Genomic DNA, 26274 nt, shown 5'->3' on the forward strand with positions numbered 1-26274 from the left:
TTCTATAAACATTGATATGATGGATATTGACTATTAAATTGAATGCTCTGAATTTTCTCAGTTATTTCCCGATGAGAAAGGTGGGCTTTTCATGACGAATTTATTTAGCAATAATGACTTAGCTTTAGCTGTTTTCACCGTCAATAAACATGCCAAAACAGCAATTGATAACCGAGGACTTTACGCTTTAAAACGTAACGCCATTTGTGAATTACTTCGCACAAAACGCGCAAAGAAAATAGGGTTACATTTTGTAGAAAACCCCAAATTCAGCAAACAACAATCTACCGTATTAATTCAATGTGCAGATTATTATTTTCATACACCGCCGAAAAAAGAGGATTTTCGGCAGTTGCCCCATCTTGGACAATTAGATCGACAATACCGAAATCCTAAGCGTCAAATGAGCCTGAACGAGGCAAAGCGTATTCTTCATTTATTTACAAAAACCTCACCAGAAATGATACCAAAACAACCGCAAAAAACGAGAATGACTAATTCTTCTAGTTATTTTTACGGTTATTAACATCCTATACGCATACAAAAGCCCGCACTTCGGTGCGGGTTTTTGTATGTGCCGAACCTGATAACGAAACATTACACAGCCGTTCTTATTTCGTTCTACCGTAACTCATTTTTATAGAATGTATTGATCAATTTTTAAAATAAGTTCAGCAATTTCAGGTTTACTAATTTGCTCTTCTGCACCAACTTCAAGACCCTTATGTCGCAAGTCATCTGTGATTAAACTTGAGAAAATAATAACCGGTAACTTTTGTAATTGTGCACTTGATTTAATTTTTTTCGTTAAATGATGGCCATCCATTTGTGGCATCTCAATATCCGTTACGATTAATTGGACATAATCCGCAATATCGCCACGCGTCGCACTAAACTCTAAAAATTCATAAGCATCTTTACCATTTTCAAAGAACTCAATATTCGTATAACCCGCTTCTCCAAGCGTATCATTTAGAAGTTTACGTAATAGCGGTGAATCTTCCGCGACAATAATTTTCTTATCGCTACGCTCACGCTCGCCTAATTTTTTCACAGACTCAATTTGAATACCTGATTCAGGATTAATATCTACCATAATGCGCTCAAAATCTAGTAATAATAACATACCATCTTCACGCTTAATAACACCAATTACCTGTGAGCCACCACCTTGATACATATCAGACGGTTTTTCAATTTGATCCCATGAAATACGATGGATTTTTGTGACATTATCGACATGGAAAACGACTTTTTGTTTATTAAATTCCGCGACAATATACTTTTGTTGCTCACTATAATTTTGTGTTGGAACGCCGAGTACTTTTTGCATATCAACAACCGGTAACACCTCTCCGCGTAGCTGCACAATACCTTCTACATGTGGGTGTGCGTGCGGAATAAATGTTACTTCAATCGGTTGAATAATTTCTTTTACTTTAATAACATTAATCCCGAATTTGTTAGAAGCCACTTCAAATTCGACAATTTCAAGCTCATTTGTACCACTCTCTAACAAAATACCTTTGTTACTTTCCATTGAAAAATCGCCCCCTCAGGCATAATTTATTACACCCATTGTACCATATTGCATATAGACAATATAGCCAAATATCACGATTAACCTCTAAATAAACACATCGTATTTACCATATCTTTTTATCTATTACCCGATTTCGGATAATAAATATGCGTCTTCTGTAAATTTCAAATATTTCCTAAGGGACTTTTTAATAATAGCGTAAAACCACAAAAAGAATGGTCCTTCCAAATGACTTTTACAAAACATTTACATTTCATAGTAATCAATTAATGCCTGTGTACCATTTTGGTCATACCCTTTTGCTGAAAGCTCATCATACATCGCTTTAGCCATTGCTAAGCCGGGAAGCTTAAGCTCCATGCGCGAAGCTTCATCCAGCGCAATGCCCATATCCTTAATCATATGCCTAATATAAAAGCCTGGCTCCTTATCACCTTGCAACATACGCGGTGCTAAGTTACTTAGTGACCATGAGCCCGCTGCACCTGTCGCAATCGATTGTAAAACCCGTTCCATATCAAGACCGGCCTTTTTACCATAAGCAAGCGCCTCACAAACGCCAATCATATTTGTCGCAATAGCAATTTGATTACACATTTTTGTATGCTGTCCTGCACCCGCCTCGCCTTGTAGCACAATATTTTGACCAATAACTTCAAATAATGGTGTTACTTTCTCAAAAGCTTGTTTTGAGCCCCCTACCATAATGGATAAGGTGCCATTTTGCGCGCCAATATCGCCACCTGACACGGGTGCATCTAGTGCCTCCATGCCAAATGCTTGTGCAGCATCGGCAATTTTCTTCGCCAGTGCGGGCTGAGAGGTTGTCATATCAACAACGATTTTCCCTTGCTGTGCCGCTTTAAAAATACCATGATCACCAAAATAAACTTCCTCTACATCTTTCGGATAACCTACTACTGTAAAAATAATATCCCCCTGCTCTGCTGCTGCTTGTGCGGTATCATACCATGTAGCACCTAGCTCCACTAGCGGCAGTGCACGCTCCTTTGTACGCGTATACAAATGAACCGTATGCCCCGCCTTTAAAAAATTCTTAATCATGCCTTGACCCATAACCCCTGTACCAATAAACGCAATATTTGTCATCATCATTTCCCCCTTTTGCATTTATTGTATCAAAAAAGAGCAGCTGCCTAATAGCGCTGCTCTTTCATAAAAAAATTTAGAATGGACCGTAATTAATAAAGTGTGCCACAACTAAAATGATAATGCTGACAATCACTTGGATAACGAAGAATGGGAAATACCAGCGTACCCATTTATTCCACGGAATACCGGCAACTGCAAGTGCGGCGATTAAAGCACCGTTTGTAGGGAATAATAAAGCAGCAATCCCGTCCCCTAATTGGAACGCAAGTACAGCTGTTTGACGCGTCACATCGACTAAATCTGCAAGTGGTGCCATGATTGGCATCGTTAATGCTGCTTGACCACTTTGTGATGGTACAAGGAAGTTGATAATCATTTGAATGAACATCATCGCCACAGCAGTTAACGCAGATGGCACACCTTGTAATAAATCACTCATATAATGAAGCATCGTATCAAGTAAGCCACCATTTTGGAACACAACTAATACCGCTTGTGCTAAACCGATAATTAACGCACCACCGATTAATTCACTCGCACCTTTCACAAAATTATCTGCGATGCCTGATGGACTTAAACCACCAACAATACCCATGATAATACCTGCTAATAAGAATAACCCTGCTAGCTCTGGAATATACCAATCATACAGTTTCACACCTAAAATTAACACAACAAAGTTTAATAAAAAGACGATTAGTACAAGCTTATGACGACCTGTCATTTTAATATCTTTATCTTTATCTTTTGGACTAAATTTTTCGAACTTGCCATAAATACCAAGCTCCGGATTTTTTTGAACTTTTGACGCATGACGGTAAATGAAAATCGACGCCATAATGACAAAAATCGCAAATACGACTAAACGTAAGCCCATACCTGAGAAGGTTGGTAACTCTGCAATACCCTGTGCTACAGCTGTTGAGAATGGGTTAAGGAAACCAGCTGTAAAGCCCATCCAAGCCCCCATGACAACAATCGCAAAACCAGTCACTGCATCAAAGCCTAATGCAATTGTTAATGGCACGATTAATGCCACATACACCGCTACTTCATCACTCATACCCATTGTTGAACCACAAACCGCAAAGAATAATACGAACACTGGAATCATCAGTTTTTCTTTACGTTTCATTTTTTCAGCAAATGTCACGATAAACGTATCCAGTGCACCAGTTGCATTCATAATACCGAATACACCACCGATGATTAATACGAAGAAAATCGTACCGGCACCGTTCACCATACCCTGGTGAATACTTGTAAAAATATCTAAGAATCCGACTGGGGTATTTTCTATAAATTTAAATGACTCTGCAATAATGACGCTATGGCCATCTTGATCTTTTGTATCATAATGACCTGCTGGTACGATGTACGTTAAAATAGCTGAAATCACAAGTAATGCAAAAATTAATACATATGCATTAACACCACCAGCAAGGCCTTTCTTTTCTTTTTTATTCATATGTTATTGTTCTCCTCTTAATACACCTTTTCAAAAGACGTAAACTATCTTAAAAACAGAAATAATTATACACAACACTATATTTTTATACAAGCCTTTCAACTCATTTGTCATAAATTAAATTTACATTACAGGAGGACTGCGCATGCTTACATTTACTGACTATGAATCACACTATTTCGAGGAAGTTTTTTCATTATATAAGGAAAATACCCAATATTTCTTATTATCTGGTGGCCAGGAAGCGACGCGTGAGGATGTGCATGCAGACCTCAACACCCGTCCAGAAGGAGTGGCACCTTGGCAGCATCATTACATATTAATACATTTTCAGGAAGAACTTGTTGGTGTGCTCGTATATGTTGACGATTACCCAACAGTAAATACCATCTATATTGGCTTATTGCTACTATCCCCTCGCATTCAGGGACAAGGAATAGGCTCCTTTATTATGCAGCAATTAAAAGAAGAGCTAGCCCCTGGACACAAATTCCGCCTAAGCGTACTCGCAGAAAATACAAAGGCTCTGCAATTTTGGCAGCACCATGGCTTTAAGAAGGTTGATGAAAAGCCATTCACACTGCATGCAAAAACACAGCAAAGTTTTATTTTAGAATTCCAAAAATAAATGAAGATTTCCTTCTTGACTCTCTAGTTACTCTAGGGTTTATAGTTACGCTTAGAACTTTTAAAAAAGGAGGAATCTTCATATGAAGAAAAAGCTGGCATTAAGCCTTGTATTAATGAATTTATTTTTAGCCTTCGTTGGCATCGGATTGGTTATTCCCGTCATGCCAACCATTATGAACGAGCTTGGCATCACCGGCTCTACTGTCGGATTGATGGTTGCAGCATTTGCGATTGCCCAGCTCATCTTCTCGCCAATCGCTGGTAAATGGACGGATACGATTGGTCGTAAAAAAATGATTGTTGTTGGCTTAATCATTTTTGCTATCTCTGAATTTTTCTTTGCTATCGGGACAAACGTTGAAATGCTTTTCATATCACGTATTTTAGGTGGGATTAGCGGTGCCTTTATTATGCCTGCTGTCACAGCCTTTATTGCTGACATTACAACAGTGACAGAACGCCCACGTGCACTTGGATTAATGTCTGCCGCGATTTCAACAGGCTTTATCATCGGCCCTGGCGTTGGTGGTTTCCTTGCAGCATTTGGTACACGCGTGCCATTTTTCGTTGCGACAATGATGGCCTTAATCGCTGCCGTATTATCATTTATTACATTAAGAGAGCCAGAGCGCCCACAAAATGCGGCGCCAATCGCGCAAAAACATGATGATAAAAGTATTAAACGTGTATTCTCAAAAGTGTATTTCATTCCATTTGCGGTATTATTTATTTCAACATTTGGACTAGCCGCATTTGATTCATTCTTTAGCTTATTTACAAATCATAAATTTAATTTCACACCAACGGATATTGCGATTTCGATTACAGTTGGTGCCATCTTTGGCGCAATTGCTCAAGGTATTTTATTTGCACCACTGACACGAAAACTTGGCGAAATCCGCCTTGTACGCTGGTGCCTCGGTATTTCAGCCGTTGTCGTTTTGTTAATGACCCTTGCACCAACGCATTTCACTGTCATGCTTGTGACATTTTTTGCGTTTATCGGCTTTGATTTGATTCGCCCGGCCATTACTACTTATTTATCAAAAATTGCGGGGCATGAACAAGGTTTTGTTGGAGGGATGAACTCGATGTTCACGAGTCTCGGTAATATTATTGGCCCATTACTTGGTGGGATGCTATTTGATTTAAATGTTAATTTACCATTCCAATTTGCCGCAGTTGTACTTATCCTTGCTTTATTGATAACATTTAAATGGATAATGCCAAAATTTGTACAACAAACTGTAGGTGAGGTAATTGAAGAAAGATAATCTTTATACAATTGGTGATGTCGCAAAGTTAATGAATATTTCGATTTACACATTGCGTTATTACGATCAAATCGACTTATTTAAGCCTGCTTTCACAGACCCCAAAACAAATTATCGCTACTATGAAGATACACAGCTTTTTCAGCTTGATTGGATTAAGTCACTACGCTCAATAGGAACGCCGCTTGAAAAAATCCATGAAACATATCAAATTTCAACCGCAGAACAGCTTCATTTCTTAGATGAGCAAGAGCAAGTCGTCAATGAGCAGCTAAGTGAGCTTACTGCCGTACAAAAAAATATCGCACAGGTACGTCAATATTTAACACAGCAGCTTGATGACCATCAGTTGAATGAGGTCTATGTGCTAGAGGCACCTGTTACACGTATTTTAGTAAAGCCACTGACGAAAAAAGGCATTAATCCTCGCGCTATTGAAAATAGCTCCTATAGCGATATGAAACATTTTCTAGAAGAGCAGCATCTTGGCATTCATGGTGGCTATGGTGGCATCTTTCCTTACCGTGCAGATTACGCGTCCGTTGAGGAGATGGATTACCATACATTATTCACGCCGCTTTTTAGCGACAAATGGGTAACAGAGATTGCAGAAGGAATGGACATCGGCAAAATTCCAGGTGGGCGCTACGTTGCAATTCGTTTTGAATTCAGTCCATCCGCCTATGTAATAAACTATCAAAAACTATGTGCTTATATAGAAGAAAGGCATTTAAAGCCTAAAAGTATTTACGAATTTTTCACGATGACGCAGTATGCACCCGAAGCAAAATCCGTTTTCATTATCGAGCTACGTATTAGTTTAGATAAAGCATAACTGCATTAAAAAAGGTCGAAACCCCTTTAGAACGGGATTTCGGCCTTTTTAGCATAAAAAATAGGCAGCGTATGCTACGGTGCCTATCGTTTATCATCATTAATCTAATTTATCGTAATCGTTTACATCATTTGTTGTATGGAATTGATAAAGATTTAGAAGTTGATCAAGTTTTTCACTTAAGCGGATGGTTTCATCATTCAAAAATCCTTTTTCCAGGCCTGACTGAATCATTTTTTCACGAGTGATTTCTAATTTTCTTAAAAGCGTATCAGACATCATTTGTCCATCCTCCCTCTATATACTTCGTTAAAATAGTTTACGTAACGTTCATTATTATACTATTATTTCCACATTTTCGGAGATGAAATTTACGACAAAATTCGACAAATCAGCTTCTACCTTCAACAGAATACACATAAGAAACATTGCCACCCTGCTTGGCAATCCCTCTAAAATGTTTAAAATCTTCTCTTTTAATGACAATTTCTCTAATTTCATAGAATTCATTTTTATCTACATCAATCGAAGCGATTTTGCCATTTTTCAAGTCATCTAGCATAGAATTATAATCCTTCATTGTAAATTACTTCCTTTTTTGTTTTTTTAATAGTTTTTATTTTACTTTTTCTAGAAATTCATGCACAATATTTACAATATTATTGCAAAAGGGGCTGTTGAATATGACAGAAAGAGTAGAACTGGGAAATATCATTGAGTTTGGTGATGGCTTACAAGGTATTGTAGAAAAAGTAAATGAGAACTCTGTAATTGTTAATTTAACATATATGAGCAATTTTAGTAGCCTTGATTTAGAAGAGCGTACTGTAATCAATCATAAGCGCTATAAAGTCATTGCAGAGCACGCAGCTAAATAATTTCTTGCTATCGGTATCATTTAATCCTACAATAGCTGTAATGAAGTACCGTCCTTATGAGACGGTACTATTTTTTTAGGAGGACTTTATATGTTGCGGCGCTATCATCTTGTTTTTATATTTTCATTGATTGCTGTTTTTGCACTAATGACAGTTAGCTTTCAAAATCCCGCACTCTTTTGGTTTACATACACGTTTTCAATGCTGTTATGTGTCGCATTTAGTAAAACGTTTTCGGAAGTTTTTGATGAGCTATCAACTGCTAACTATTTAGTATTAGGCATTCCAAGTGGTATTATCGGTTACTTTATTATTTTAGGGTTTTATCAACTTCTACCCCATACTGCGGCGACAAACGTACAGACATTTCTTGTAACGTTTTCCCCACATTCTCTTTTTGAATATATTTTGCTTATTCTGATTATTGCTGTAGCTGAAGAGCTCTACTGGCGTGGCTTTGTTCAACAATACTTAAAACAGTTTATGCGTGATGTATTCGCTATTATCGTGGCTTCATTCGCATTTGCTATTCCACTCGCAATCAATGGCTTTTATATGCCTAGTGTTGCCGCCTTCTTTAGTGGTATTGTAATCGGCTTTCTTTACGAACGCACTAAAAGTATGCCGGTCATTATCATCATTCACATTGTGATGCTAACACTTCTTTTCTTATTATTACCACTATATTAAGATGCTAACCCACATCTTTTTTACTATTTTATGGAATTTATTCCAACAGAATTTTATTTTCTACTTAAAAAGGAGAAATCGCATTTTATCGCGATTTCTCCTTTTTGCTATCCATAAAACTTAGTACGATAAATCTTTAATCGATAAGCCTAATTTTTTTAGCAATTGAATCGCTTGGTTTTTTTCCTCTTCATCAAGAGAGCTCACTAAATGATTTAGTTGCACTTCATGACGTGGGAAAAGTTCGGCCATAAAATCACTGCCCTTTTCTGAGATTTCTGCGTATGTCACGCGGCGATCATTTGGGCATGCAAGACGGTATAAAAAACCTCGCTTTTCAAGTTTATCAATCACGTACGTAATCGAACCACTTGCTAATAAAATTTTATTGCCGATTTGCTGTAATGGTTGGCGGCCTTTATGATAAAGCAACTCTAGTACCGCAAATTCTGTTGGGTTTAAACCATTCTCTTGGAAAAACTGGTTTGTCACTTCATTGATTGCTTTATTTGCTCGTGACAGCACAATATATAATTTAAGAGATTGTTTGATTTCTTCTGAAGAAGTCATTCGTATCATCCTTTATTTTTTCACATTAAATTTATTATAGCGATTATTAAATTGCTTTGTCAAAACGAGTTTGTAACAATCCCCTATTGTTGATACACTAAGCATATCTCTCACACTAATTTAAAGGAGTTTCTACAATTGAAAACTGTACTCGCAACATTGAATGCCAAATATATTCATACGAATATTGCCATTCGTTATTTAAAAGCTTACGCTAGACCAGAATTTGACCCAGAGCTAGCTGAATATACGATTAAGGACCCTTCGTTTAATATCGTTTCAGATTTGTATCAAAAGAAGCCTGATATCGTCGGCTTCAGCTGTTATATTTGGAACATTGAAGAGACGATTCATGTAATCCGTATGCTACGCAAAGTAAGTCCACATACGAAAATTATCTTAGGCGGTCCTGAGGTGTCTTATGACGTTCATGATTGGTTACGCCGTTTAGATGGTCTAGTTGACTACATTTTAATGGGTGAAGGCGAAATTTCATTCAAAAAATTACTACAACACTTACATGGCGAAATCTTACTTGAGGAAGTTCCAGGGGTTTGTTATTTAGAAGATGGTAAAGTAAAAATTCATGCTGCCGCGCCAAAAGCAGATTTACGTACAATGCCTAGTATTTATCGTTTTGACGAAGACAAACGCCATATCCCAGGTCGCGTTGCGTATATTGAGACGAGTCGCGGATGTCCATTTAACTGCCAGTTTTGCCTTTCTTCTATTGAAATAGGGGTTCGTTACTTTAACCGCGAAAATGTGAAGGCAGATATTCGATATTTAATGGAAAATGGTGCACGTACGATTAAATTCGTCGACCGTACATTTAATATTAGCCGTAGTTATGCGATGGAAATGTTCCAATTTTTAATTGATGAGCATAAGCCAGGGGTTGTTTTCCAATTTGAAATTACAGCAGACATTATGCGCCCTGAAGTCATTGAATTCTTAAACGCCAATGCGCCAGCTGGCCTATTCCGTTTTGAAATTGGTGTGCAATCAACAAATGATGAAACAAATGATCTCGTAAAACGTCGTCAAAACTTCGAGAAATTAAAGCGTACCGTGACGATGGTTAAAGATGGTGGCAAAATCGATCAACATCTTGATTTAATTGCTGGTCTCCCTGAAGAAGACTATATGAGCTTCCGTAAAACCTTCAATGATGTCTTTGCCATGCGTCCAGAGGAATTACAGCTGGGCTTCTTGAAATTACTGCGTGGTACAGGTCTACGAATCGATGCCGAAAAATATGGTTACGACTATATCGACCTAGCACCCTACGAAATTTTCTCAAACAATGTTCTCACATTTGATGAAATTTTACGCATTAAACAAACCGAAGATATTTTAGAGAAATATTGGAATGACCATCGTATGAATCGTACAATCGAATATTTAGTAAAAGAAGTATTTGATTCACCATTCGATTTCTTCCAAGAATTCGGCACGTACTGGGATGAGCAGGGCTGGTCAAAAATAGGTCACCAACTAGAAGACCTATTTACCCGCCTATTAGGATTCCTCGAAAAACGTGGTGGTGTGGATACACGTATCGTCGAAAACTTTATGCAGCTAGATTACTTCGATGCACAGCGCTTCTTCCCACGCAAGATTTGGTGGCAAAATGCACTCGCAAAAGAGGATGCTCGTCCACTTTACGACCAATTGCTACAAGCAGAAGATAAAGTACAGCGCTTTAACCTGTCTGAAAAAGATTTATTTAAACACACATTAATCGTGCCTTGTCACATTGATGTGGAGGCTGCACATAATGGCGACTTTATTGCGAAGGAAAGTTACTTATTAACGTACTTCGAGCCATCAGGTAAAACGCACTTCCGCATGATTGAAAAATAATTAGGTTAAATAAAAAACAGGAACCCAGTTGGATTCCTGTTTTTTATTTAACCTATAATCACACGCTCTTTTGGATAATGGAATTTTGGTTTTTCTGATTTTCCTCCAAGTGAATACAGGAAGGAAATCAAGCCAACTCGTCCTATAAACATGAGTAACATAATAATGATTTTCCCAAAGGAGGACAGGTCTTCGGTCAGTCCGAGAGACATTCCACATGTACCGAACGCAGAAGTGATTTCAAAAACAATTTGAATCAAGGTTGCACTCTTTTCAGACAATGCAAGTATCATTGTTGAAATGAGCACCATCATACACGCTAATAAAATAACGGCAAACGATCGATATACATCAATTAAATAAATTTCACGTTTGAAGATTTTAATATCTTCCTTACCACGCGCAAAGTTGTATAAAAATAATGCAGCAATCGCAAAAGTTGTCGTGCGAATACCACCACCTACTGAACTAGGAGAGGCCCCAATAAACATGAGGAAGCTTAAAAACATATCCGTTGATTCATGGAATTGCGTAACATCTACCGTTGTCAAGCCAGCTGAGCGTGTCGAATTCGACTGAAACATTGCGGCAAATAAAGCCTCATGCCAACTCATCCCTTTGAATGAATGGAATGATTCAATTAATAATACGACAAGTGTTCCCACTACAAAAAGCACGCCATATGTAACCGTTGTGATTTTTGCAAATAACGAAAAGCGGAACACCTCATTATGCTTACGCTTTAAAAATGCTTTTACTTCCACTAATACCGGAAAGCCAATCGCGCCAAGTGTAATTAAAATCATATGCACAACTTGTACAAAATAATCATTACGAAACGGTGCCATCGATGTTCCTGTAATATCAAACCCACCATTTGTCGTCGCAGACACAGCACCAAAAATACCATGTAGTAACGCTTGTCCAAATGTATCATGGTACGGAGTAAAATAAAAATAACATGTTAAAATTATCGCACCCACTGCTTCAATGCTTAATAAAATTTTAATAATTTCTTTAATTAAATGCACAACACCAGATAAATTATATTGATTGTGATCGACCATAATCAGCTGGCGCTCTCGCAAGCCAATTTTTTTCCCGACAACGAGCCATAAAAATGTACCCGCTGACATAATACCAATCGCGCCGAGTTGTAAAACAACGAGCAACATGATAATGCCAAATAATGAATACGTTTCAGAAACATTAATCGTCGTGAGTCCGGTTACGCTAACCGCACTAACAGCTGTAAATAAGCTATCAAGCCAGGATACATGAACACCTGGCTTATGTACGCCTGGTAAACTCAATAGGATAAAGGAAACCGTCATCGCCGCAAAATAATATAAAACGATTACTTGGAAAGGTGTTGCACGTTTTTTTATCTTTTTTATACTTCCCATAAAATCGAGTCCTTTCAATTAGTTAACGTCATAATATCCTATTGTAGGAGAAAAGTTTGTAAAAAGATAGACTGTCTTATCCGAAAGAATTGTCAATATATTATTCCCTATAGTTACATATACAACCATAAAAAAATACTAGAACAAAATGTATCGGTTCCTAACAAAAAGAAGGAATCGCGCCCGCGCAATTCCTTCTTCACTTATGCTTATTATTTATTTTTAGTGTTGTTCTTTTTTCGCACTACGAACACCCATAATATAACCACCAACAGCTAATAACACAAGTACTGTCCAGAAGATAGCTTTCCATGTAAATGAATGTGGGAAATGCTCATCTAATACACCAATGTCTTTATGTGCTAATGTCATAACTGTTAATTTTACACCAACCCAGCCTACGATTAAGAAAGCAGCTGTTTCAAGTTGTGGGTATTTTTGAAGTAATTTAACGAATGCTTGTGCAGCGAAACGCATAATGACAAGCCCGATAATACCTCCTAAGAACATAACGGTGAATTGACCACCATTGATACCGCCAATTTCCCACTCACCCCAATGAGGAAGTGTGACAGCTAATGCTACTGCTGCAAGCATTGAGTCAATTGCGAATGCTAAATCGGCTGCTTCTACTTTTACAACCGTCATCCAGAAGCCAGAGCCTTTTTTCACTGACTTTCCTTCTTCATCTACATGCTCATCATCGTCATGCCCTTTCCGCAGATCATATAAATTCTTCGCGCTAATGAATAGTAGATACGCAGCACCGATTGCTTGTACCCACCATAATTCGACGATTAATGTAATCATGAATAATGCAGCGAAACGCATAACGAATGCACCTAGTAAGCCGTAAAATAATGCTTTTTTCTGTTGTGCTGGTGGTAAGTGTTTTACCATTACAGCCATTACAACGGCGTTATCAGCTGCTAATAACCCTTCTAATGCAACTAGCACAAGTAGTACCCAACCATATTCCAATAATAGTTCCATTTGGATTTCTCCTCCTTTTTTGAACAAACAAAAAGAGACCCATGCCTAAATAAAGGCAAAGGTCTCACTTAGCAAAAAAGTTTTGCTCTTATAACCGATGATCTCTCTATAGATCATGTACTGACGATTATAAGGATAGGAACACGTCCTATAGCTACTCCCCCTTGACCGAAGTCAAAAGTTTATTCTGTTTGTTGTTACTGCTATTATAACAACATCTATTTCAAAAAGTAAATAAAAAAATACTACTTTTCAAAATTTACAATATTTTTGAATTAAAATAAGTCTTAATGCTATACATACCTAACCATTTAACATATAAATACCTATCACCTAAAAACAATTATCATATTTTATTGATGTCATTACTAAATTTGTTATACTTAATTATAAGACACCTGTTCAGGAGGATTTTATGAGTGACATCCCTTTATTAACAAAAAATATGGACATGACATTAGAATTTTTTTCTCGCAAAAAACAAGTTTATTTGTCATAAGCGATTGTCATTACAATCATTTTAAGGAGCAAGTATTTCACTATGCCCCTTTATTAACAACAATCGACTATGAAGCAATTAGCCATATTCAAACATGGGATATACTTCGAGATACTTACTTCATGTTAATGATTCCAAAAGATCAATACTTTGAAGAACCACTTACTAGCATGATTTTTAATGTCCGCCACCTGATTTTAAAACATGTACGAGAAAACGTAATATTCCCAACAATATTTGAAGCCATTCAACAACAACCTTCACGTGCTTATATCGCAGCAATTGCCATAACACGCTATTTAACGTATTGGTTAAGCGATATTTTCAAAGACTCTTCATTACCGAATGAAATCTTACAAAATGAAACATTGCGTAATATGGATATTCGTCCACTTTTTGAAGAAAAATATAGCACGATCGAACCCGTCCCTTCGGCAATTACAAATTTACAGGGGCGTATACTACGAAAAATTATTCAATATTCGAATACACATGATGAAGCATTAACAGCTCAATTGCAACAAGCCTTAATAGCCGCTCGTGCACAGTGGTCTATTTTTGAAAGCCATCATGTTTAAAGAAAGTAGGGATTATATGCAAGCGAAAGAATTTGAAAAAATCATTCAATCCCTTGAGCAAATGTGCTGTGAAGGTGCTTATGAACAAGCAAAAAAACAAGCATTTCATTATTATCAACTCGCTGTTAACGAAAAAAATAACTTTGTTGAGTTACACATGCTGCGCTACATGATGATGGCTAGTTCCAATTTAGGACAATATGAAATTTTATTGCACTTCTTTGAACGCTACGAATACCTCTGTCATGAGCTAGATGATGAGCAAAGCAAATTATTTTTAAATTTATATTTAACGTTTATTTATAACTATCAAGGCTATTACGAACAATCAATGTATGTACTAAAACGAGCATGTCGAATGGCCCTGAAAAAAAAGAACCAGCTCGCAATCGTCGAATCATTTAGTAACGCGTGTCATACAGCAACACTATTAAAAGATTATTCCCATGCGATTCAATATGCACTCATTGGTATGGCCCATCTTAGCGATGATATCAAGCATCCTATTTTGGCGATGCGGATTGAAATGAATTTAAGTGAAGCACTTATTTATGACGGACAACTTACGTTAGCACAGCGCTATATACAGCGTAATCGAACCATTATTGAAGAACCTTGCTATACGCCATTTGCGAGTGACCAAGCAACATACTATCGTCTAAAAGCGCTACTAGCACAACAAGACCAGCAGCTACTTGCAGCAAAGGTGTATTTAAAGCAAGCATTAGCGATTTTATTACGTAACTCACATATGGCTGATTTGGCTCATACCGTCCATGCCAATCTACTATTGGCAAAAAAACGCTTAGATGACCCTTATACAAGTTCAATGGATCATGTACTGACAACATTAACGATGAATACTTCTCAGCAGCGTATCGATGATATTACGACATTAAATATTCAACGTCATGCCCAGCGTGATAAGATGGCTACACAACTATTTGATGATGCCATGGGCTCATACCGTGCTAAAGGTGTATTTCAAATTGTCAATGATTGGTTAGCACAACACGATCATGTCGATTGTGCTGTGATGACCATTGATACGCTCGATGAGAAGGATGCACGCTTTCAACAACTGATACAGCAAATCCATCTACTCATGGCGAATCAGCATAGTATTGTCGGCTTTAATTACCAACAAATTTTACTGTTCTGGCGTAATCAGCCCTGTACACATATTACAGCTCAGCTTTTGCAAATTGAACAACTTATTCAGAGCAATGGCTTAGTCGCAACAATTGGTCAAAGCTCAAGTAATAATGATACGATTTATGCGAAAGAGCTGCATAACTTTGCCTATGCGCAGCTCTATTATATGCGTGAATTAAATACACAAATTAATATGGAACAAAATTAAAATGAGATTGGGATGTCATGTTCCTTTTTTAGCGTTCGCAACGAAAAACCGGAACCGCGCTTTTGCGCGATTCCGGTTTTTCTTATGATCATAGGAGAGATTGTTTTTAGACGTATCTCCTAGCCTCTTTTTAGTTATTCTTTTCAACGAATTCAACAAAGTTTGTTGTCACCATGTCTAAAAAATTCACCGTGTTATCATCCGTTAAATTGCCTTGTTCATCAAATTTTGTATGCGCTGCACCAACAACCACTTGGTTTGCACCAGCTAAAAATGGGGAGTCAATACCAGGTGAGCGTAAGACATCATATAAATGTGCTTGTGCTTTTACAGTGCCTAATGCACCCATTGAAGCCCCCATTACTAATGATGGCTTTCCGACCATTACACGATTAACACGTGATAGCCAGTCAATAGCATTTACCAAAACGCCTGGCATCGTACCATTATACTCAGGTGTGAACCAAATCACTGCATCTGCTGCCGCTACTTTTTCTTTAAAGCTTTTTACTTCTTGAGGTGCATCATTTTCAATATCTTGATTATACAAAGGAATATTTTCCAATGTCAGTACTTCCATTTCAAATTTATGCTCAAATTGTTTTGCTACAAAATTTGCGAGTGCTTTATTTAATGAATCTTTACGAACTGAACCTACAATACCTACTACTTTCATACTTTACGACCTCCATTTTATCTCAATTTCAAGATGATTGTATCGCTTCATGTAATATTTTTCAATTATTTTGACTTATAAAAGTCAAAATACCATAAAAAAAGATACTTTCCTAAGTAGGAAAGCACCTTCTTTTACTTATAGTAAGCTATATAGCTCAACTTCTGGATATTTATCTTCGAACCAACGCATCGCGAATTGGTTTTCAAATAAGAATACTTTATTGCCAAAACGATCATTTACTAAAATTGATCGTGGACCAGTCATTGAATCTTTAATCACTTCTTCATTACGAATCCAGCGCGCCATTTTTTGGCCGATATGTTCCATAATAACATCCACATTGTATTCATTTTTCATACGATTTTCAAATACTTCAAATTGTAATTGACCAACCGCACCAAGAATGATGTCTTCTGTAAATAAAGTTTTGTAGTACTGAATTGCACCCTCTTGTACAAGCTGGTCAATCCCTTTATGGAAGTGTTTTTGTTTCATAACGTTTTTCGCACTTACGCGTACGAATAACTCTGGTGTGAATTGTGGTAGTTTTTCGAATTGGAATTTCTTTTTACCACCAACGATTGTATCACCAATTTGGTAGTTCCCTGTATCATATAAACCGATAATATCCCCTGCTACGGCTTCATTTGCTGTTTCACGATCATCCGCTAAAAATGTTGTTGCTTGTGTTACTTTAAATGATTTACCTGTGCGGTTCATCGTAATATTCATACCGCGTGTAAACTTACCAGAAACGATACGTACAAAGGCAATACGGTCACGGTGAGCTGGATTCATATTTGCTTGAATTTTAAATACAAAACCTGAGAAGTCTTTATCTGTTGGCTCTACAATTGTTTCTTGTTCTGTTAAACGAGGTTGTGGCCCTGGCGCAAATTTTAAGTATGTTTCTAAAAATGTTTGCACACCAAAGTTTGTTAACGCAGAACCGAAGAATACAGGTGTTAATTGACCTTTTTCAATTGCTTCTTCAGAGAAGTCATTTCCTGCTTCGTCTAATAATAAAATGTCATCTAATGCTTGTGTATAATAAGATGTTTTTGTCATATCATTTTCAACATCAATTGTTCCTTCATCATTTAATGGAATAAAGCGGTCTTCTTCTTCCGTACGGAATTGTTCAATACGACGATTATAACGATCGTAAATTCCTAAGAATTCTTTACCCATACCGATTGGCCAGTTCATTGGATATGCATTGATACCTAATACTTCTTCTAAGTCTTCAATTAGTTCCAATGGTTCTCTACCTTGACGGTCTAATTTGTTAATGAATGTGAAAATAGGAATACCACGCATACGACAGACTTGGAAAAGTTTTTTCGTTTGTGCTTCAATCCCTTTCGCAGCATCAATAACCATGACTGCACTATCGACAGCCATTAACGTACGATACGTATCCTCAGAGAAGTCTTGGTGCCCTGGTGTATCTAAAATGTTAACGCGGCAACCATCGTAATCAAATTGCATTACAGAAGATGTTACTGAGATACCACGTTGTTTTTCGATTTCCATCCAGTCAGATGTCGCAAATTTCCCTGTTTTTTTACCTTTTACAGTACCCGCATCGCGAATTGCGCCACCGAAGTATAAAAGTTTTTCTGTAATTGTCGTTTTACCAGCATCGGGGTGAGAGATAATGGCAAAGGTACGACGTGAAAGAATATCTTGTTCTAAATTCGTAGTCATGTTGTTCTCCTTTATTTTAAATCAATATACGATTAATCATTCAATTTATAACTGCTACTTGTACACCTACATAAGATATCACCTATTAGTTTAAATTCAAATGCTCGTGTTCTATTACTTAACTTATCAAGTATATCAAAAATGAAAGCATGAAAAAAGAGGATGTGCTTCGAATACACTATCCTCTTTCATACAATTACGCTTTTGTAACATTTAGTACTTGGCCAATTTTAATCGTTGATGATTTTAAACCGTTCCATTTTTTTAAATTCGTTACAGTCGTACCATACTTTTTCGCAATTTTTGTTAACGTGTCGCCTTTTACTACTTTGTATGTCATGTTTGCTTTTGCTGTTAATTTTAATTTTTGACCAATTTTAATCGTTGATGATTTTAAACCATTCCATTTTTTTAAATTTGTTACAGTCGTACCATACTTTTTCGCAATTTTTGTTAACGTATCGCCTTTTTTCACTGTATGAATTGTCGCTTTTTTAGACGTTTCTGTCACATTAATTGATGTATCTTTACCTGCTGGTGTTACAGTCGTATTTGTCGATGACGTATCTTTTTCATCCACTGTAGGTACTGTTTTTGAAACATATAAGGTTTGACCAACAAAAATCGTTGTCGTTTTTAATGAATTCCAGCTTGTTAGATTTTTCACTGTTGTACCATATTTTTTCGCGATTTTCGTTAGCGTATCACCTTTTTTCACAACATAGGTTGTACCTTTTGAAATCGAATTCCCTGTTTGTGTCACGGTCGTATTTGAGCTAGTAGAACCTGTTGTTAATGGTGCATCGAATTGTGTTAAATCATAGCGTGCGATTAAGTCGTTTAATTTTGTGTTGTAACGAGTATCTGTTGCATATGTACCTGTTAAGGCTTTCGTTGCGTCTTTATATGTTTTTGCGCTTTCACGCCACGCTTTACTATAATATTTTGCGTTCCAGCTAACACCGTAACGTAATTTTTTTGCATTATCTTCTAATGATTCTTTGTAAGAAGGATATTTACGGAATTTTGCTGTGATTGTATAGTACTGCCCTTTACCGTTATCTTCTAATGTTTTCATGTTCACATATTGCCCGTTATAGTCACCTTTAATGCCGAATAAGTTATAATTTGGTGCTGAAGCTAGCGCGCTTCGACCATAACTACTTTCTAAAATCGCCTGTGCCATCATAACCGAGCCATAAATGCCATATTGTTGAGAAAGCATCACAACATCTGGTGAAACTTGATCAATAAAACTTTCGACAGTGGCTGTTGCACTTTTCGCTTTTGCTAAAACTTTTGTGTTTTCCTCAGCTGTATTTGCCGTTAAGTTGCTTACTGTTGATTCTTTTTGCACAGCTGTTGTTGCTTGAGCAGTTGAAGCAAGTGTTGCGGTAGTCACAACGGTTGCCATTGCTGCTGCAAGCCATTTGCCTTTTTGATTCATGTAACTATTCCCTTCTCTATAACCTTTTTCTGTTACTATTAGATAACATTAGAATACCATTAATGTTTCAAATTGGGTAGGACACTAAAAAAATGACATAAACATCACATAATTGTAATGTTTATGTCATTTTTCGACAATAATTATTTAGCGTATTTTTTTGCCGCTTCATCTAATGCGATTTGGGCATCGCTATGCGGATATTTTGTGTTTTCAATGATTTGATAATCTTCATGGCCTTTACCTGCAAAGAGGATTAAATCCCCAGGTTCAGACATTTGTACAGCATGACGCACCGCTTCTTCACGGTCCCCGATACATGCATAATTTTTATGTTCCATCCCTTTTTCAAGGTCGCCCATAATTGAATCATACGCTTCGTAACGTGGATCATCTGTTGTTAATATAACATATTCAGCTTTTGACGCTTTACGTGCCATGTCTGGACGTTTCGATTTATCACGGTTACCACCTGTACCAATCACAAAAATCATCTTGTTCTTTTTGTATGGCATTGCGGCATCGATTGCTTTCTCAATTGCGTCTGGTGTATGTGCATAGTCAACAAAAATATCGATTGGTAAATCACCTGTTGGTACACGTTCCATACGACCTTTAATCGCTGTTAAGCTTTCTAATTGCTCGATAACATCATCGATTGGATAGCCTTTTGCGTAAAGTGCTGCAACGGCTGCAAGTGCATTGTAGACGTTAAATTCACCTAATAATTTTAATTCCACATGACGTTCGCCTTCAGGAGTTAACATCGTGAATTCTGTATGTTCATTATGATACGTAATATCCACGCCACGGAAGTCTGCTGTCTCATCGTGAAGTGCATAGCGCCAAATCGGGAATGGTGTTAGCGTTTCGTATTTTTCGCTCCAAGCATCGTCTGAGTTTAACACGACATGTTTATCTTTTGTTAAATCTTGGCCAAGTTGTGAGAATAACATGCCTTTTGCATTCCCGTAGTTTTCCATTGTTCCATGGAAATCTAAATGGTCCTGTGTGAGGTTTGTAAAAATCGCGACATCAAAGTCAATACCTGCTACACGTCCTAATACAAGACCGTGTGAGGAGACTTCCATAATCATCGCACGACAATGCTCTGATTTTGCACGGAAAATCATTTGTTGGGTAGAAAGTGCATCACTTGTTGTATTTGAAGATTGATATAATGTGCCATTAATATCAAAACCAATTGTTCCTTTTAATGCTGATTTAATCCCTAATCCAAGAAGCATTTTTTCAATCATATTTGATACAGTTGTTTTACCATTGGTACCTGTGACACCAATCATTGTTAAATCTTGTGATGGGTAGTCAAAGAATTTCGCCGCTAAAATACCTAGCGTACGGTCTGTGCTGCGGACGATAACTTGCGCCACATCACCTGTTAAATCTAGTTCGCGCTCGGTAACAACGACTGTTGCGCCGCTATCAACAGCTTGTTGTGCATAATCATGCCCATCTACTGTATAGCCCTTAATACAAATAAAAATTGTTTTTTCTTCTACTGTACGTGAATCAATCGCCATATTACGCACTTCTTCTGGAAGTGTACCGACGATACGTTTTTGCGCTAAGCGATGTAATAGTTCTGTAGTTTGCATAAAATTAGTCCTCCTCATCGATCATTGGAGAAGTAACATAAGCGTATAATAAAGCAGCTGTATGGCGTAAAGAGTCTACATGTGTACGTTCAAAAGCATGTGATGATTCAATGCCTGCACCGAATAATGCATGGCGCACATCAAAGCCTGCGCGAATTGCTGCCGATGCATCCGAACCATAATGTGGATAAATATCGAGCTTATACTCGATATTATTGGCATTAGCAAGAGCTACTAACTGACGAGTCAATTCATAATGGTAAGGACCACTAGAATCTTTCGCACAAATTGAAACCGTATATTCATCAGATTGTTGGCCATCGCCAATTGCACCCATATCGACTGCAATATACTCTACGGTTTGCTCTGGTACGCTTGCATTTCCCCCGTAACCGATTTCTTCGTTATTTGAAATATAAAAATGAGTTGTATAAGGGAGTTCAATTGACTCGTTTTTAATCAATTTTAATAATTGAATAAGAAGTGTTGTACTCGCTTTGTCATCTAAATGGCGAGATTTAACAAAGCCTGATTCCGTAAACTCAAAACGGTTATCAAATGAAATAAAGTCGCCTACTTCAATACCTAATGCACGCGTATCTTCTGCTGATGTTGTCTTCGCATCAACACGCACTTCAATATGCTTTTCGTCGCGTGGTAGCGTGCCCATTTCACTGTAAACATGGACAGATGTTTCGTGCATTAATATAGTACCACGAATTGCTTCACCTCGTGCGGTATGAATTGTACAATATTCACCTTCTACCGCATTCCAGCGGAAACCACCTACCATTGATAATGCAAGGCGACCAGAAGATTTTACTTCCTTCACCATGGCACCTAATGTATCAGTGTGCGCTGTTAATAAACGATGACGGTCATCGTTTTTCCCTTTAACAGTCGCAATAAGCGCACCTTTATTTGTTTGTACATATGATACACCAATGTCATCTAGCATACTCGCCATCAATTTCATGATTTTGGTCGTATAACCCGATGGACTTGGCGTATTTGTTAACGTTTCTAATAGTTGAATGGTTTCTTTTTCATTAAAAATTTGCACAGTAGAAAATCTCCTTTATTTTTAAATAGTAGAAAGGCGTAAATATATTCTTCCATCATATCAAAATATGCCTTTTTCCGACAGAGAGAAATCATGGTATGATAGTATCATCAAGTATTCGAGGTGTCTTTATGAAGAACTCTACTAGTTTACGTAGAAGAAATCAATTCTTGCTATTTCTTTATACACTTGGCATGTTTTTATTTACATTTCTATGTATGATTCGTGGACTAGATTATCCACTTGCCGCTCCAATTATTTTTGTTATAATCGGCGGTATTTTTTCGATTATTTTTGCAACAAAAAAATTAAGCGAGCCTTTAAATGCTGCCCTTATCATTCTTTTATTAAATATAACGGGTGTCGTGACACTAATTAATACCGATAATCCTTTTTACGTTTTATTCCTAATTTTTGACTTATTGCTTATTTCGCTTTATTTTTCATTCATACTCAACGTTGTCATGCTCATTGTGACATTTCTTGAAACTGGTTTGTTAACGTATTGGTTATTTCCAGAGCTATGGCGCGCCTTATCTAGCGAGCAACTCTTTTGGCTCCTCATCTCAATTTTATTTCTTATTACGTTTAGCCTCGTTCAAGCACTGTATTTACACGCATCAAATCGATCAATCGAACGAAAAAATGATTCAATGGAAAAAGAGTTTGAATCAAAAGAAGGCTATTTGAAGTTGTTTTTTGAGAATGCAAAAGACAGCATTGCTGTTTTTGATTTAGATAATAAAGTCATTGCCGCCAATCCCGCTTTTGTAAAGCTCTATGGCTGGTCCTTAGAAGAAAGCATCGGTCAACAAATTCCGATGGTTCCGCCAGATTATTATGAAGCTTCGAAAAAACGTATTACGAATATGGTCGCTGGTGAAAGCTTTGACTTACTCCAAACAAAAGATATGAAAAAAGATGGCACTATCTTTGATGCTGAAGTAACATTGTCACCTATTTTCGATGCAAATGGTCAAGTTATTGCGACGTCCGTTATTACACGTGATGTTTCGTATCGTAAGGAAGCGGAGGAATTACGTGTGCAGTCTGAAAAATTAAAAGTGGCGGGTGAAATCGCAGCGGGTGTTGCGCATGAAGTGAAAAACCCACTATCTGTTATTTCAGGCTTTGTTCAAATGATGAATGAAGATGTCAATTCGCCCTATACTTACTATACGAAATTAATTAAATCTGAGATTGACCGTATTAATTTAATTATTAGCGAATTCTTAGTGCTATCTAAACCACATGCCCAAGATGCAAAAGATTTTAATATTGAGCATATACTACAAGATATGCTTGCGCTCTTTAAACTTGAAATGGATGTTAAAAACATTACAATTCATGAGGTTTGGGATGCACCAAATGCTATTATCAAAGGGGATGCTAACCAAATTAAACAGGTGTTTATTAATATTTTCAAAAATGCGATTGAAGCCATTGAAGCAGAAGGTCATATCGATTTTGCGATGACAACCACTACTACGCACGTCGTTGTAAAAATTTCAGACAACGGCATTGGTATGAAAAAAGACGTTGTTGATAACATTTTCCAACCATTCTATACAACGAAAGAAAAAGGAACAGGTCTTGGCATGATGATTACTGAAAAAATCATTCATGAGCATAAAGGAGATATTAAAATTAAAAGCACATATGGTGTAGGTACGGAATTTACAATTCTATTACCACTCAGCACAATTTTTTATAACAATTAAAAAAACACTTCCAGGTAGTATTCTCTGGAAGTGTTTTTTAGTTAGCGCATAATCGTTTTTACTAATGCGACTTTCTTTTTATACGGTGGGAATAACACATTATTTGCGAGTTTTGTTGAACGTTTCAAAATTGATTTTGGATGTGTGAAACAGTCAAAGCTTGCGCGGCCATGATAATTCCCCATGCCCGATTCACCTACACCACCGAATGGTAAATGTAGTGAGCCAACATGTGTAATCGTATCATTAATGCAACCGCCACCAAATGGTAAGTTTTCTAAGAAATAATCAACAGCCTTATCAGACTCAGAGAATAGGTACGCTGCAAGTGGTTTTGGTTTCTTTTTAATTAAGCGGATTGCCGTTTCTAAATCTTCGTACACTAAAATCGGCATAATCGGGCCAAAAATTTCATCTTCCATAATCGGACTATTCCATTTTACATCTTGTAAAACAGTAGGAGCGATGTACAGGTCTTCAGGATCTTGTTGGCCACCAATCAATACCTCACTCTGCATTTGCTGTAGCAATGCGCTTAATCGTTCAAATTGACGTGTATTAATAATACGACCGAAGTCTTTTGAATTTTGGGGGTCTTTACCGTAAAATTTTGTCAGCGTTTTTTTCAATTGACGTAAAAATGGTACCTTTACGGATTCATGCACAAGCACATAGTCTGGTGCCACACATGTTTGACCAGCATTTGTGAATTTACCCCATGCAAGACGTTTTGCAGCCACTTCTAAATTAGCCGTTTGATCAACGATAGCTGGACTCTTACCACCTAACTCAAGGGCATACGGTGTTAGGCGCTCTGCACAGGCAGCAGCGACAATTTTGCCGACTGCGACACTCCCGGTAAAGAAAATAAAATCAAATTCTGCATGAATTAATCCTTGCACTACTTCTTTCTCGCCTTCTACAACAGCAACATATTCACGGTCAAATGTTTCCTCTAAAATTTGGCGAACAATCATCGCTGTGTATGGCGCCGTTTCAGCCGGCTTCACAATCGCTGTATTGCCGCCCATAATTGCACCTACTAGTGGCTCCATGACTAATTGGAATGGATAATTAAATGGCCCAATAATACAGGTCACACCATATGGTTCACGTACGATAAAACTTTTCCCTGGTTGAAATTGAATCGGCGTAGATGTTGTTACAGGATGCATCCATTCCTCTAGGTTTTTCAGTGCAAAACTAATCGAATCGTAAAGAATCCCAATTTCTGTTGCAAAGGCTTCAAAGTCACTTTTGTGTAAATCTCGATATAACGCTTCGGTAATCTTTTTCTCGTTACTAGAAATGGCCTTCTTCAGTTTTTTCAATTGGTCTTTTCGAAAAGCTAATGAACGCGTTGCACCACTATCAAAATATCGGCGTTGTTCGTCAATTAAATGTTCAATATGTTCCACGTGTTGTTTCCCCCTTCACTTCGCTATTAGTTGAATTGTATCACTTTTCCACGCTTTTCTTCCATTCGGACCTTCTCAAATTATTCCAAATAAAACGGTTTAAGACATCCCAAAAGGAGGAAAGCTAATAAATAACGACGAGAAAGGATGATGAATGATGACAGTATTCTTTACTTCACAAGCAACAGCGAAAAATGGACGAGAAGGTCATGTTGAATCAAATACTGGTTCAATTAACATCGACCTCACAAATCCAGCGAAAGATAAAGATCCTTCAAAAACAAATCCTGAAGAACTATTTGCAGCAGGTTATGCAGCCTGCTATGATGGCGCGCTCAACTTAGCAGCGAAAAAAGCCGGCCATAAAATCGACTCTACCGTCACAGCAAAAGTTAGCCTACAATCAGATGAAAATGATGGTGGTTTTAAAATTGGTGTCATTCTAGTTGTTGATATTCAAGGTGTATCCCAAGAAGTTGGTGAGGAACTTACGGCTACTGCCCATCAAAATTGTCCATACTCTAAAGCAACACGTGACAATATCGATGTAGAAATTATTACACAAGCACAAATTTAATGTTGCATTTTCTTAAAACATCTGTATAATTAACTATTAGGTGCCAAACCTATTGCTATTCTTTTTTGAATAGCAGACTTACTCGCTCATAACAGCCGGATGCTGGAGCGAGTTTGTTTTTTTCGGCGGGAAGATGAGCTCCCGCCATTTTATTTTGTCTAAAATAGTATGCACATATATAAAAAGGACGTTCACACTGTAATTTCAATGTGAACGTCCTTATTTTATTTAGACGATAGATTGTCAAATTAACTGCACCACTTCACATTCAAATGCATCCTGTGTGGTATTCCAGTTGAGGCACTTTCTTGGTCGATTGTTGATCAATGAAAGTGCT

General features: G+C 37.3%; 25 protein-coding genes. 11 read left to right on the forward strand and 14 right to left on the reverse strand.

From position 1 onward, the window contains the following. The first annotated feature begins 91 nt into the window (after positions 1-91). Positions 92-526, forward strand: a complete 435-nt coding sequence (locus tag ACFSY7_RS09645; protein ID WP_020189291.1) for a YkyB family protein — start codon at positions 92-94, stop codon at positions 524-526. 111 nt (positions 527-637) lie between these two features. Here ACFSY7_RS09645 and ACFSY7_RS09650 read toward each other — a convergent pair whose 3' ends face one another. The 3 genes from ACFSY7_RS09650 to ACFSY7_RS09660 all read right to left on the reverse strand — a co-directional run bounded on the left by ACFSY7_RS09650 (position 638) and on the right by ACFSY7_RS09660 (position 4124). Continuing rightward, complete coding sequence (locus ACFSY7_RS09650) at positions 638-1540, reverse strand: chemotaxis protein (protein ID WP_380147703.1); 903 nt, start codon at positions 1538-1540, stop codon at positions 638-640. Positions 1541-1789: 249 nt separating this feature from the next. Beyond that, on the reverse strand, positions 1790-2659 hold the full coding sequence (locus ACFSY7_RS09655) for an NAD(P)-dependent oxidoreductase (protein WP_380147704.1): 870 nt from the start codon (positions 2657-2659) through the stop codon (positions 1790-1792). Between the two features lie 70 nt (positions 2660-2729). After that, positions 2730-4124, reverse strand: a complete 1395-nt coding sequence (locus ACFSY7_RS09660) for a YfcC family protein (RefSeq protein WP_126990839.1) — start codon at positions 4122-4124, stop codon at positions 2730-2732. 145 nt (positions 4125-4269) lie between these two features. On the opposite strand from ACFSY7_RS09660, the gene ACFSY7_RS09665 reads away from it, so the two are divergent. The 3 genes from ACFSY7_RS09665 to ACFSY7_RS09675 all read left to right on the forward strand — a co-directional run bounded on the left by ACFSY7_RS09665 (position 4270) and on the right by ACFSY7_RS09675 (position 6863). Next, positions 4270-4752 (forward strand): GNAT family N-acetyltransferase, encoded by a 483-nt coding sequence (locus tag ACFSY7_RS09665; RefSeq protein WP_380147705.1) that lies wholly within the window; start codon positions 4270-4272, stop codon positions 4750-4752. A gap of 82 nt (positions 4753-4834) precedes the next feature. After that, positions 4835-6028, forward strand: a complete 1194-nt coding sequence (locus ACFSY7_RS09670) for an MFS transporter (protein ID WP_380147706.1) — start codon at positions 4835-4837, stop codon at positions 6026-6028. Further along, positions 6015-6863: a MerR family transcriptional regulator gene (locus tag ACFSY7_RS09675; RefSeq protein ID WP_380147707.1), complete on the forward strand. Its 849-nt coding sequence runs from the start codon at positions 6015-6017 to the stop codon at positions 6861-6863. The genes ACFSY7_RS09670 and ACFSY7_RS09675 overlap by 14 nt, the downstream gene beginning before the upstream one ends. 99 nt (positions 6864-6962) lie before the next feature. Here ACFSY7_RS09675 and ACFSY7_RS09680 read toward each other — a convergent pair whose 3' ends face one another. Next, complete coding sequence (locus ACFSY7_RS09680) at positions 6963-7145, reverse strand: aspartyl-phosphate phosphatase Spo0E family protein (RefSeq protein ID WP_020189284.1); 183 nt, start codon at positions 7143-7145, stop codon at positions 6963-6965. A 109-nt stretch (positions 7146-7254) separates the two neighbouring features. Next, complete coding sequence (locus ACFSY7_RS09685) at positions 7255-7443, reverse strand: hypothetical protein (RefSeq protein WP_020189283.1); 189 nt, start codon at positions 7441-7443, stop codon at positions 7255-7257. A 103-nt stretch (positions 7444-7546) separates the two neighbouring features. Between ACFSY7_RS09685 and ACFSY7_RS09690 the strand changes: the two genes are divergently transcribed. Next, a complete protein-coding gene (locus tag ACFSY7_RS09690) occupies positions 7547-7741 on the forward strand; it encodes a YkvS family protein (RefSeq protein ID WP_020189282.1) in 195 nt (64 codons plus the stop codon). Between the two features lie 90 nt (positions 7742-7831). Continuing rightward, the gene (locus ACFSY7_RS09695) at positions 7832-8431 is read left to right on the forward strand and encodes a CPBP family intramembrane glutamic endopeptidase (RefSeq protein ID WP_380147709.1); all 600 of its coding nucleotides are present in this window, start codon (positions 7832-7834) and stop codon (positions 8429-8431) included. A 120-nt stretch (positions 8432-8551) separates the two neighbouring features. On the opposite strand, the gene ACFSY7_RS09700 is transcribed toward ACFSY7_RS09695, so the two are convergent. Next, the gene (locus tag ACFSY7_RS09700; RefSeq protein WP_126990843.1) at positions 8552-9001 is read right to left on the reverse strand and encodes a MarR family winged helix-turn-helix transcriptional regulator; all 450 of its coding nucleotides are present in this window, start codon (positions 8999-9001) and stop codon (positions 8552-8554) included. Between the two features lie 138 nt (positions 9002-9139). Here ACFSY7_RS09700 and ACFSY7_RS09705 point away from each other — a divergent pair, with 138 nt between their 5' ends. Beyond that, on the forward strand, positions 9140-10867 hold the full coding sequence (locus ACFSY7_RS09705; protein ID WP_380147711.1) for a B12-binding domain-containing radical SAM protein: 1728 nt from the start codon (positions 9140-9142) through the stop codon (positions 10865-10867). Between the two features lie 47 nt (positions 10868-10914). On the opposite strand, the gene ACFSY7_RS09710 is transcribed toward ACFSY7_RS09705, so the two are convergent. Further along, positions 10915-12273 (reverse strand): TrkH family potassium uptake protein, encoded by a 1359-nt coding sequence (locus tag ACFSY7_RS09710; protein ID WP_020189278.1) that lies wholly within the window; start codon positions 12271-12273, stop codon positions 10915-10917. Positions 12274-12495: 222 nt separating this feature from the next. Continuing rightward, on the reverse strand, positions 12496-13266 hold the full coding sequence (locus ACFSY7_RS09715) for a TerC family protein (RefSeq protein WP_126990845.1): 771 nt from the start codon (positions 13264-13266) through the stop codon (positions 12496-12498). A 621-nt stretch (positions 13267-13887) separates the two neighbouring features. Between ACFSY7_RS09715 and ACFSY7_RS09720 the strand changes: the two genes are divergently transcribed. Both ACFSY7_RS09720 and ACFSY7_RS09725 read left to right on the forward strand, forming a co-directional pair. Continuing rightward, a complete protein-coding gene (locus tag ACFSY7_RS09720) occupies positions 13888-14343 on the forward strand; it encodes a hypothetical protein (protein WP_380147713.1) in 456 nt (151 codons plus the stop codon). Positions 14344-14359: 16 nt separating this feature from the next. Further along, positions 14360-15706, forward strand: coding sequence for a hypothetical protein (locus ACFSY7_RS09725; protein WP_380147714.1), 1347 nt, complete (start codon positions 14360-14362; stop codon positions 15704-15706). A gap of 130 nt (positions 15707-15836) precedes the next feature. Here ACFSY7_RS09725 and ACFSY7_RS09730 read toward each other — a convergent pair whose 3' ends face one another. From ACFSY7_RS09730 to ACFSY7_RS09750, 5 genes are all read right to left on the reverse strand, one after another. Further along, positions 15837-16382, reverse strand: a complete 546-nt coding sequence (locus ACFSY7_RS09730; RefSeq protein WP_126990847.1) for an NADPH-dependent FMN reductase — start codon at positions 16380-16382, stop codon at positions 15837-15839. Between the two features lie 138 nt (positions 16383-16520). After that, positions 16521-18095 carry a peptide chain release factor 3 gene (locus tag ACFSY7_RS09735; protein WP_020189273.1) on the reverse strand — a complete coding sequence of 525 codons (1575 nt, stop codon included), beginning with the start codon at positions 18093-18095 and terminating at the stop codon, positions 16521-16523. A gap of 196 nt (positions 18096-18291) precedes the next feature. Beyond that, positions 18292-19542, reverse strand: a complete 1251-nt coding sequence (locus tag ACFSY7_RS09740) for a LysM peptidoglycan-binding domain-containing protein (RefSeq protein ID WP_380147715.1) — start codon at positions 19540-19542, stop codon at positions 18292-18294. Positions 19543-19685: 143 nt separating this feature from the next. Beyond that, positions 19686-21158, reverse strand: a complete 1473-nt coding sequence (locus ACFSY7_RS09745) for a UDP-N-acetylmuramoyl-L-alanyl-D-glutamate--2,6-diaminopimelate ligase (RefSeq protein WP_380147716.1) — start codon at positions 21156-21158, stop codon at positions 19686-19688. A gap of 4 nt (positions 21159-21162) precedes the next feature. Further along, positions 21163-22221, reverse strand: coding sequence for a M42 family metallopeptidase (locus tag ACFSY7_RS09750; protein WP_020189270.1), 1059 nt, complete (start codon positions 22219-22221; stop codon positions 21163-21165). Between the two features lie 218 nt (positions 22222-22439). On the opposite strand from ACFSY7_RS09750, the gene ACFSY7_RS09755 reads away from it, so the two are divergent. Then, positions 22440-23942, forward strand: coding sequence for a two-component system sensor histidine kinase NtrB (locus tag ACFSY7_RS09755; RefSeq protein ID WP_380147717.1), 1503 nt, complete (start codon positions 22440-22442; stop codon positions 23940-23942). Positions 23943-23983: 41 nt separating this feature from the next. On the opposite strand, the gene ACFSY7_RS09760 is transcribed toward ACFSY7_RS09755, so the two are convergent. After that, positions 23984-25360 carry an aldehyde dehydrogenase gene (locus ACFSY7_RS09760; protein WP_380147718.1) on the reverse strand — a complete coding sequence of 459 codons (1377 nt, stop codon included), beginning with the start codon at positions 25358-25360 and terminating at the stop codon, positions 23984-23986. A 154-nt stretch (positions 25361-25514) separates the two neighbouring features. On the opposite strand from ACFSY7_RS09760, the gene ACFSY7_RS09765 reads away from it, so the two are divergent. Next, entirely contained in the window at positions 25515-25937 is a 423-nt protein-coding gene (locus tag ACFSY7_RS09765; RefSeq protein WP_020189267.1) for an Ohr family peroxiredoxin, read from the forward strand. Positions 25938-26274: the final 337 nt, after the last annotated feature.

Origin of the sequence: Kurthia populi (assembly GCF_042686175.1) — a bacterium.
In the GTDB taxonomy this organism is placed as follows: Bacteria; Bacillota; Bacilli; order Bacillales_A; family Planococcaceae; genus Kurthia; species Kurthia populi.

Bases quoted from the DNA above. Each gene is read 5' to 3' on its own strand.
- ACFSY7_RS09645 (WP_020189291.1), top strand. From the start codon at position 92: ATGACGAATTTATTTAGCAATAATGACTTAGCTTTAGCTGTTTTCACC.
- ACFSY7_RS09650 (WP_380147703.1), bottom strand. From the start codon at position 1,540: ATGGAAAGTAACAAAGGTATTTTGTTAGAGAGTGGTACAAATGAGCTT.
- ACFSY7_RS09655 (WP_380147704.1), bottom strand. From the start codon at position 2,659: ATGATGATGACAAATATTGCGTTTATTGGTACAGGGGTTATGGGTCAA.
- ACFSY7_RS09660 (WP_126990839.1), bottom strand. From the start codon at position 4,124: ATGAATAAAAAAGAAAAGAAAGGCCTTGCTGGTGGTGTTAATGCATAT.
- ACFSY7_RS09665 (WP_380147705.1), top strand. From the start codon at position 4,270: ATGCTTACATTTACTGACTATGAATCACACTATTTCGAGGAAGTTTTT.
- ACFSY7_RS09670 (WP_380147706.1), top strand. From the start codon at position 4,835: ATGAAGAAAAAGCTGGCATTAAGCCTTGTATTAATGAATTTATTTTTA.
- ACFSY7_RS09680 (WP_020189284.1), bottom strand. From the start codon at position 7,145: ATGATGTCTGATACGCTTTTAAGAAAATTAGAAATCACTCGTGAAAAA.
- ACFSY7_RS09685 (WP_020189283.1), bottom strand. From the start codon at position 7,443: ATGAAGGATTATAATTCTATGCTAGATGACTTGAAAAATGGCAAAATC.
- ACFSY7_RS09690 (WP_020189282.1), top strand. From the start codon at position 7,547: ATGACAGAAAGAGTAGAACTGGGAAATATCATTGAGTTTGGTGATGGC.
- ACFSY7_RS09695 (WP_380147709.1), top strand. From the start codon at position 7,832: ATGTTGCGGCGCTATCATCTTGTTTTTATATTTTCATTGATTGCTGTT.
- ACFSY7_RS09700 (WP_126990843.1), bottom strand. From the start codon at position 9,001: ATGACTTCTTCAGAAGAAATCAAACAATCTCTTAAATTATATATTGTG.
- ACFSY7_RS09710 (WP_020189278.1), bottom strand. From the start codon at position 12,273: ATGGGAAGTATAAAAAAGATAAAAAAACGTGCAACACCTTTCCAAGTA.
- ACFSY7_RS09715 (WP_126990845.1), bottom strand. From the start codon at position 13,266: ATGGAACTATTATTGGAATATGGTTGGGTACTACTTGTGCTAGTTGCA.
- ACFSY7_RS09720 (WP_380147713.1), top strand. From the start codon at position 13,888: ATGTTAATGATTCCAAAAGATCAATACTTTGAAGAACCACTTACTAGC.
- ACFSY7_RS09725 (WP_380147714.1), top strand. From the start codon at position 14,360: ATGCAAGCGAAAGAATTTGAAAAAATCATTCAATCCCTTGAGCAAATG.
- ACFSY7_RS09730 (WP_126990847.1), bottom strand. From the start codon at position 16,382: ATGAAAGTAGTAGGTATTGTAGGTTCAGTTCGTAAAGATTCATTAAAT.
- ACFSY7_RS09735 (WP_020189273.1), bottom strand. From the start codon at position 18,095: ATGACTACGAATTTAGAACAAGATATTCTTTCACGTCGTACCTTTGCC.
- ACFSY7_RS09740 (WP_380147715.1), bottom strand. From the start codon at position 19,542: ATGAATCAAAAAGGCAAATGGCTTGCAGCAGCAATGGCAACCGTTGTG.
- ACFSY7_RS09745 (WP_380147716.1), bottom strand. From the start codon at position 21,158: ATGCAAACTACAGAACTATTACATCGCTTAGCGCAAAAACGTATCGTC.
- ACFSY7_RS09755 (WP_380147717.1), top strand. From the start codon at position 22,440: ATGATTCGTGGACTAGATTATCCACTTGCCGCTCCAATTATTTTTGTT.
- ACFSY7_RS09765 (WP_020189267.1), top strand. From the start codon at position 25,515: ATGATGACAGTATTCTTTACTTCACAAGCAACAGCGAAAAATGGACGA.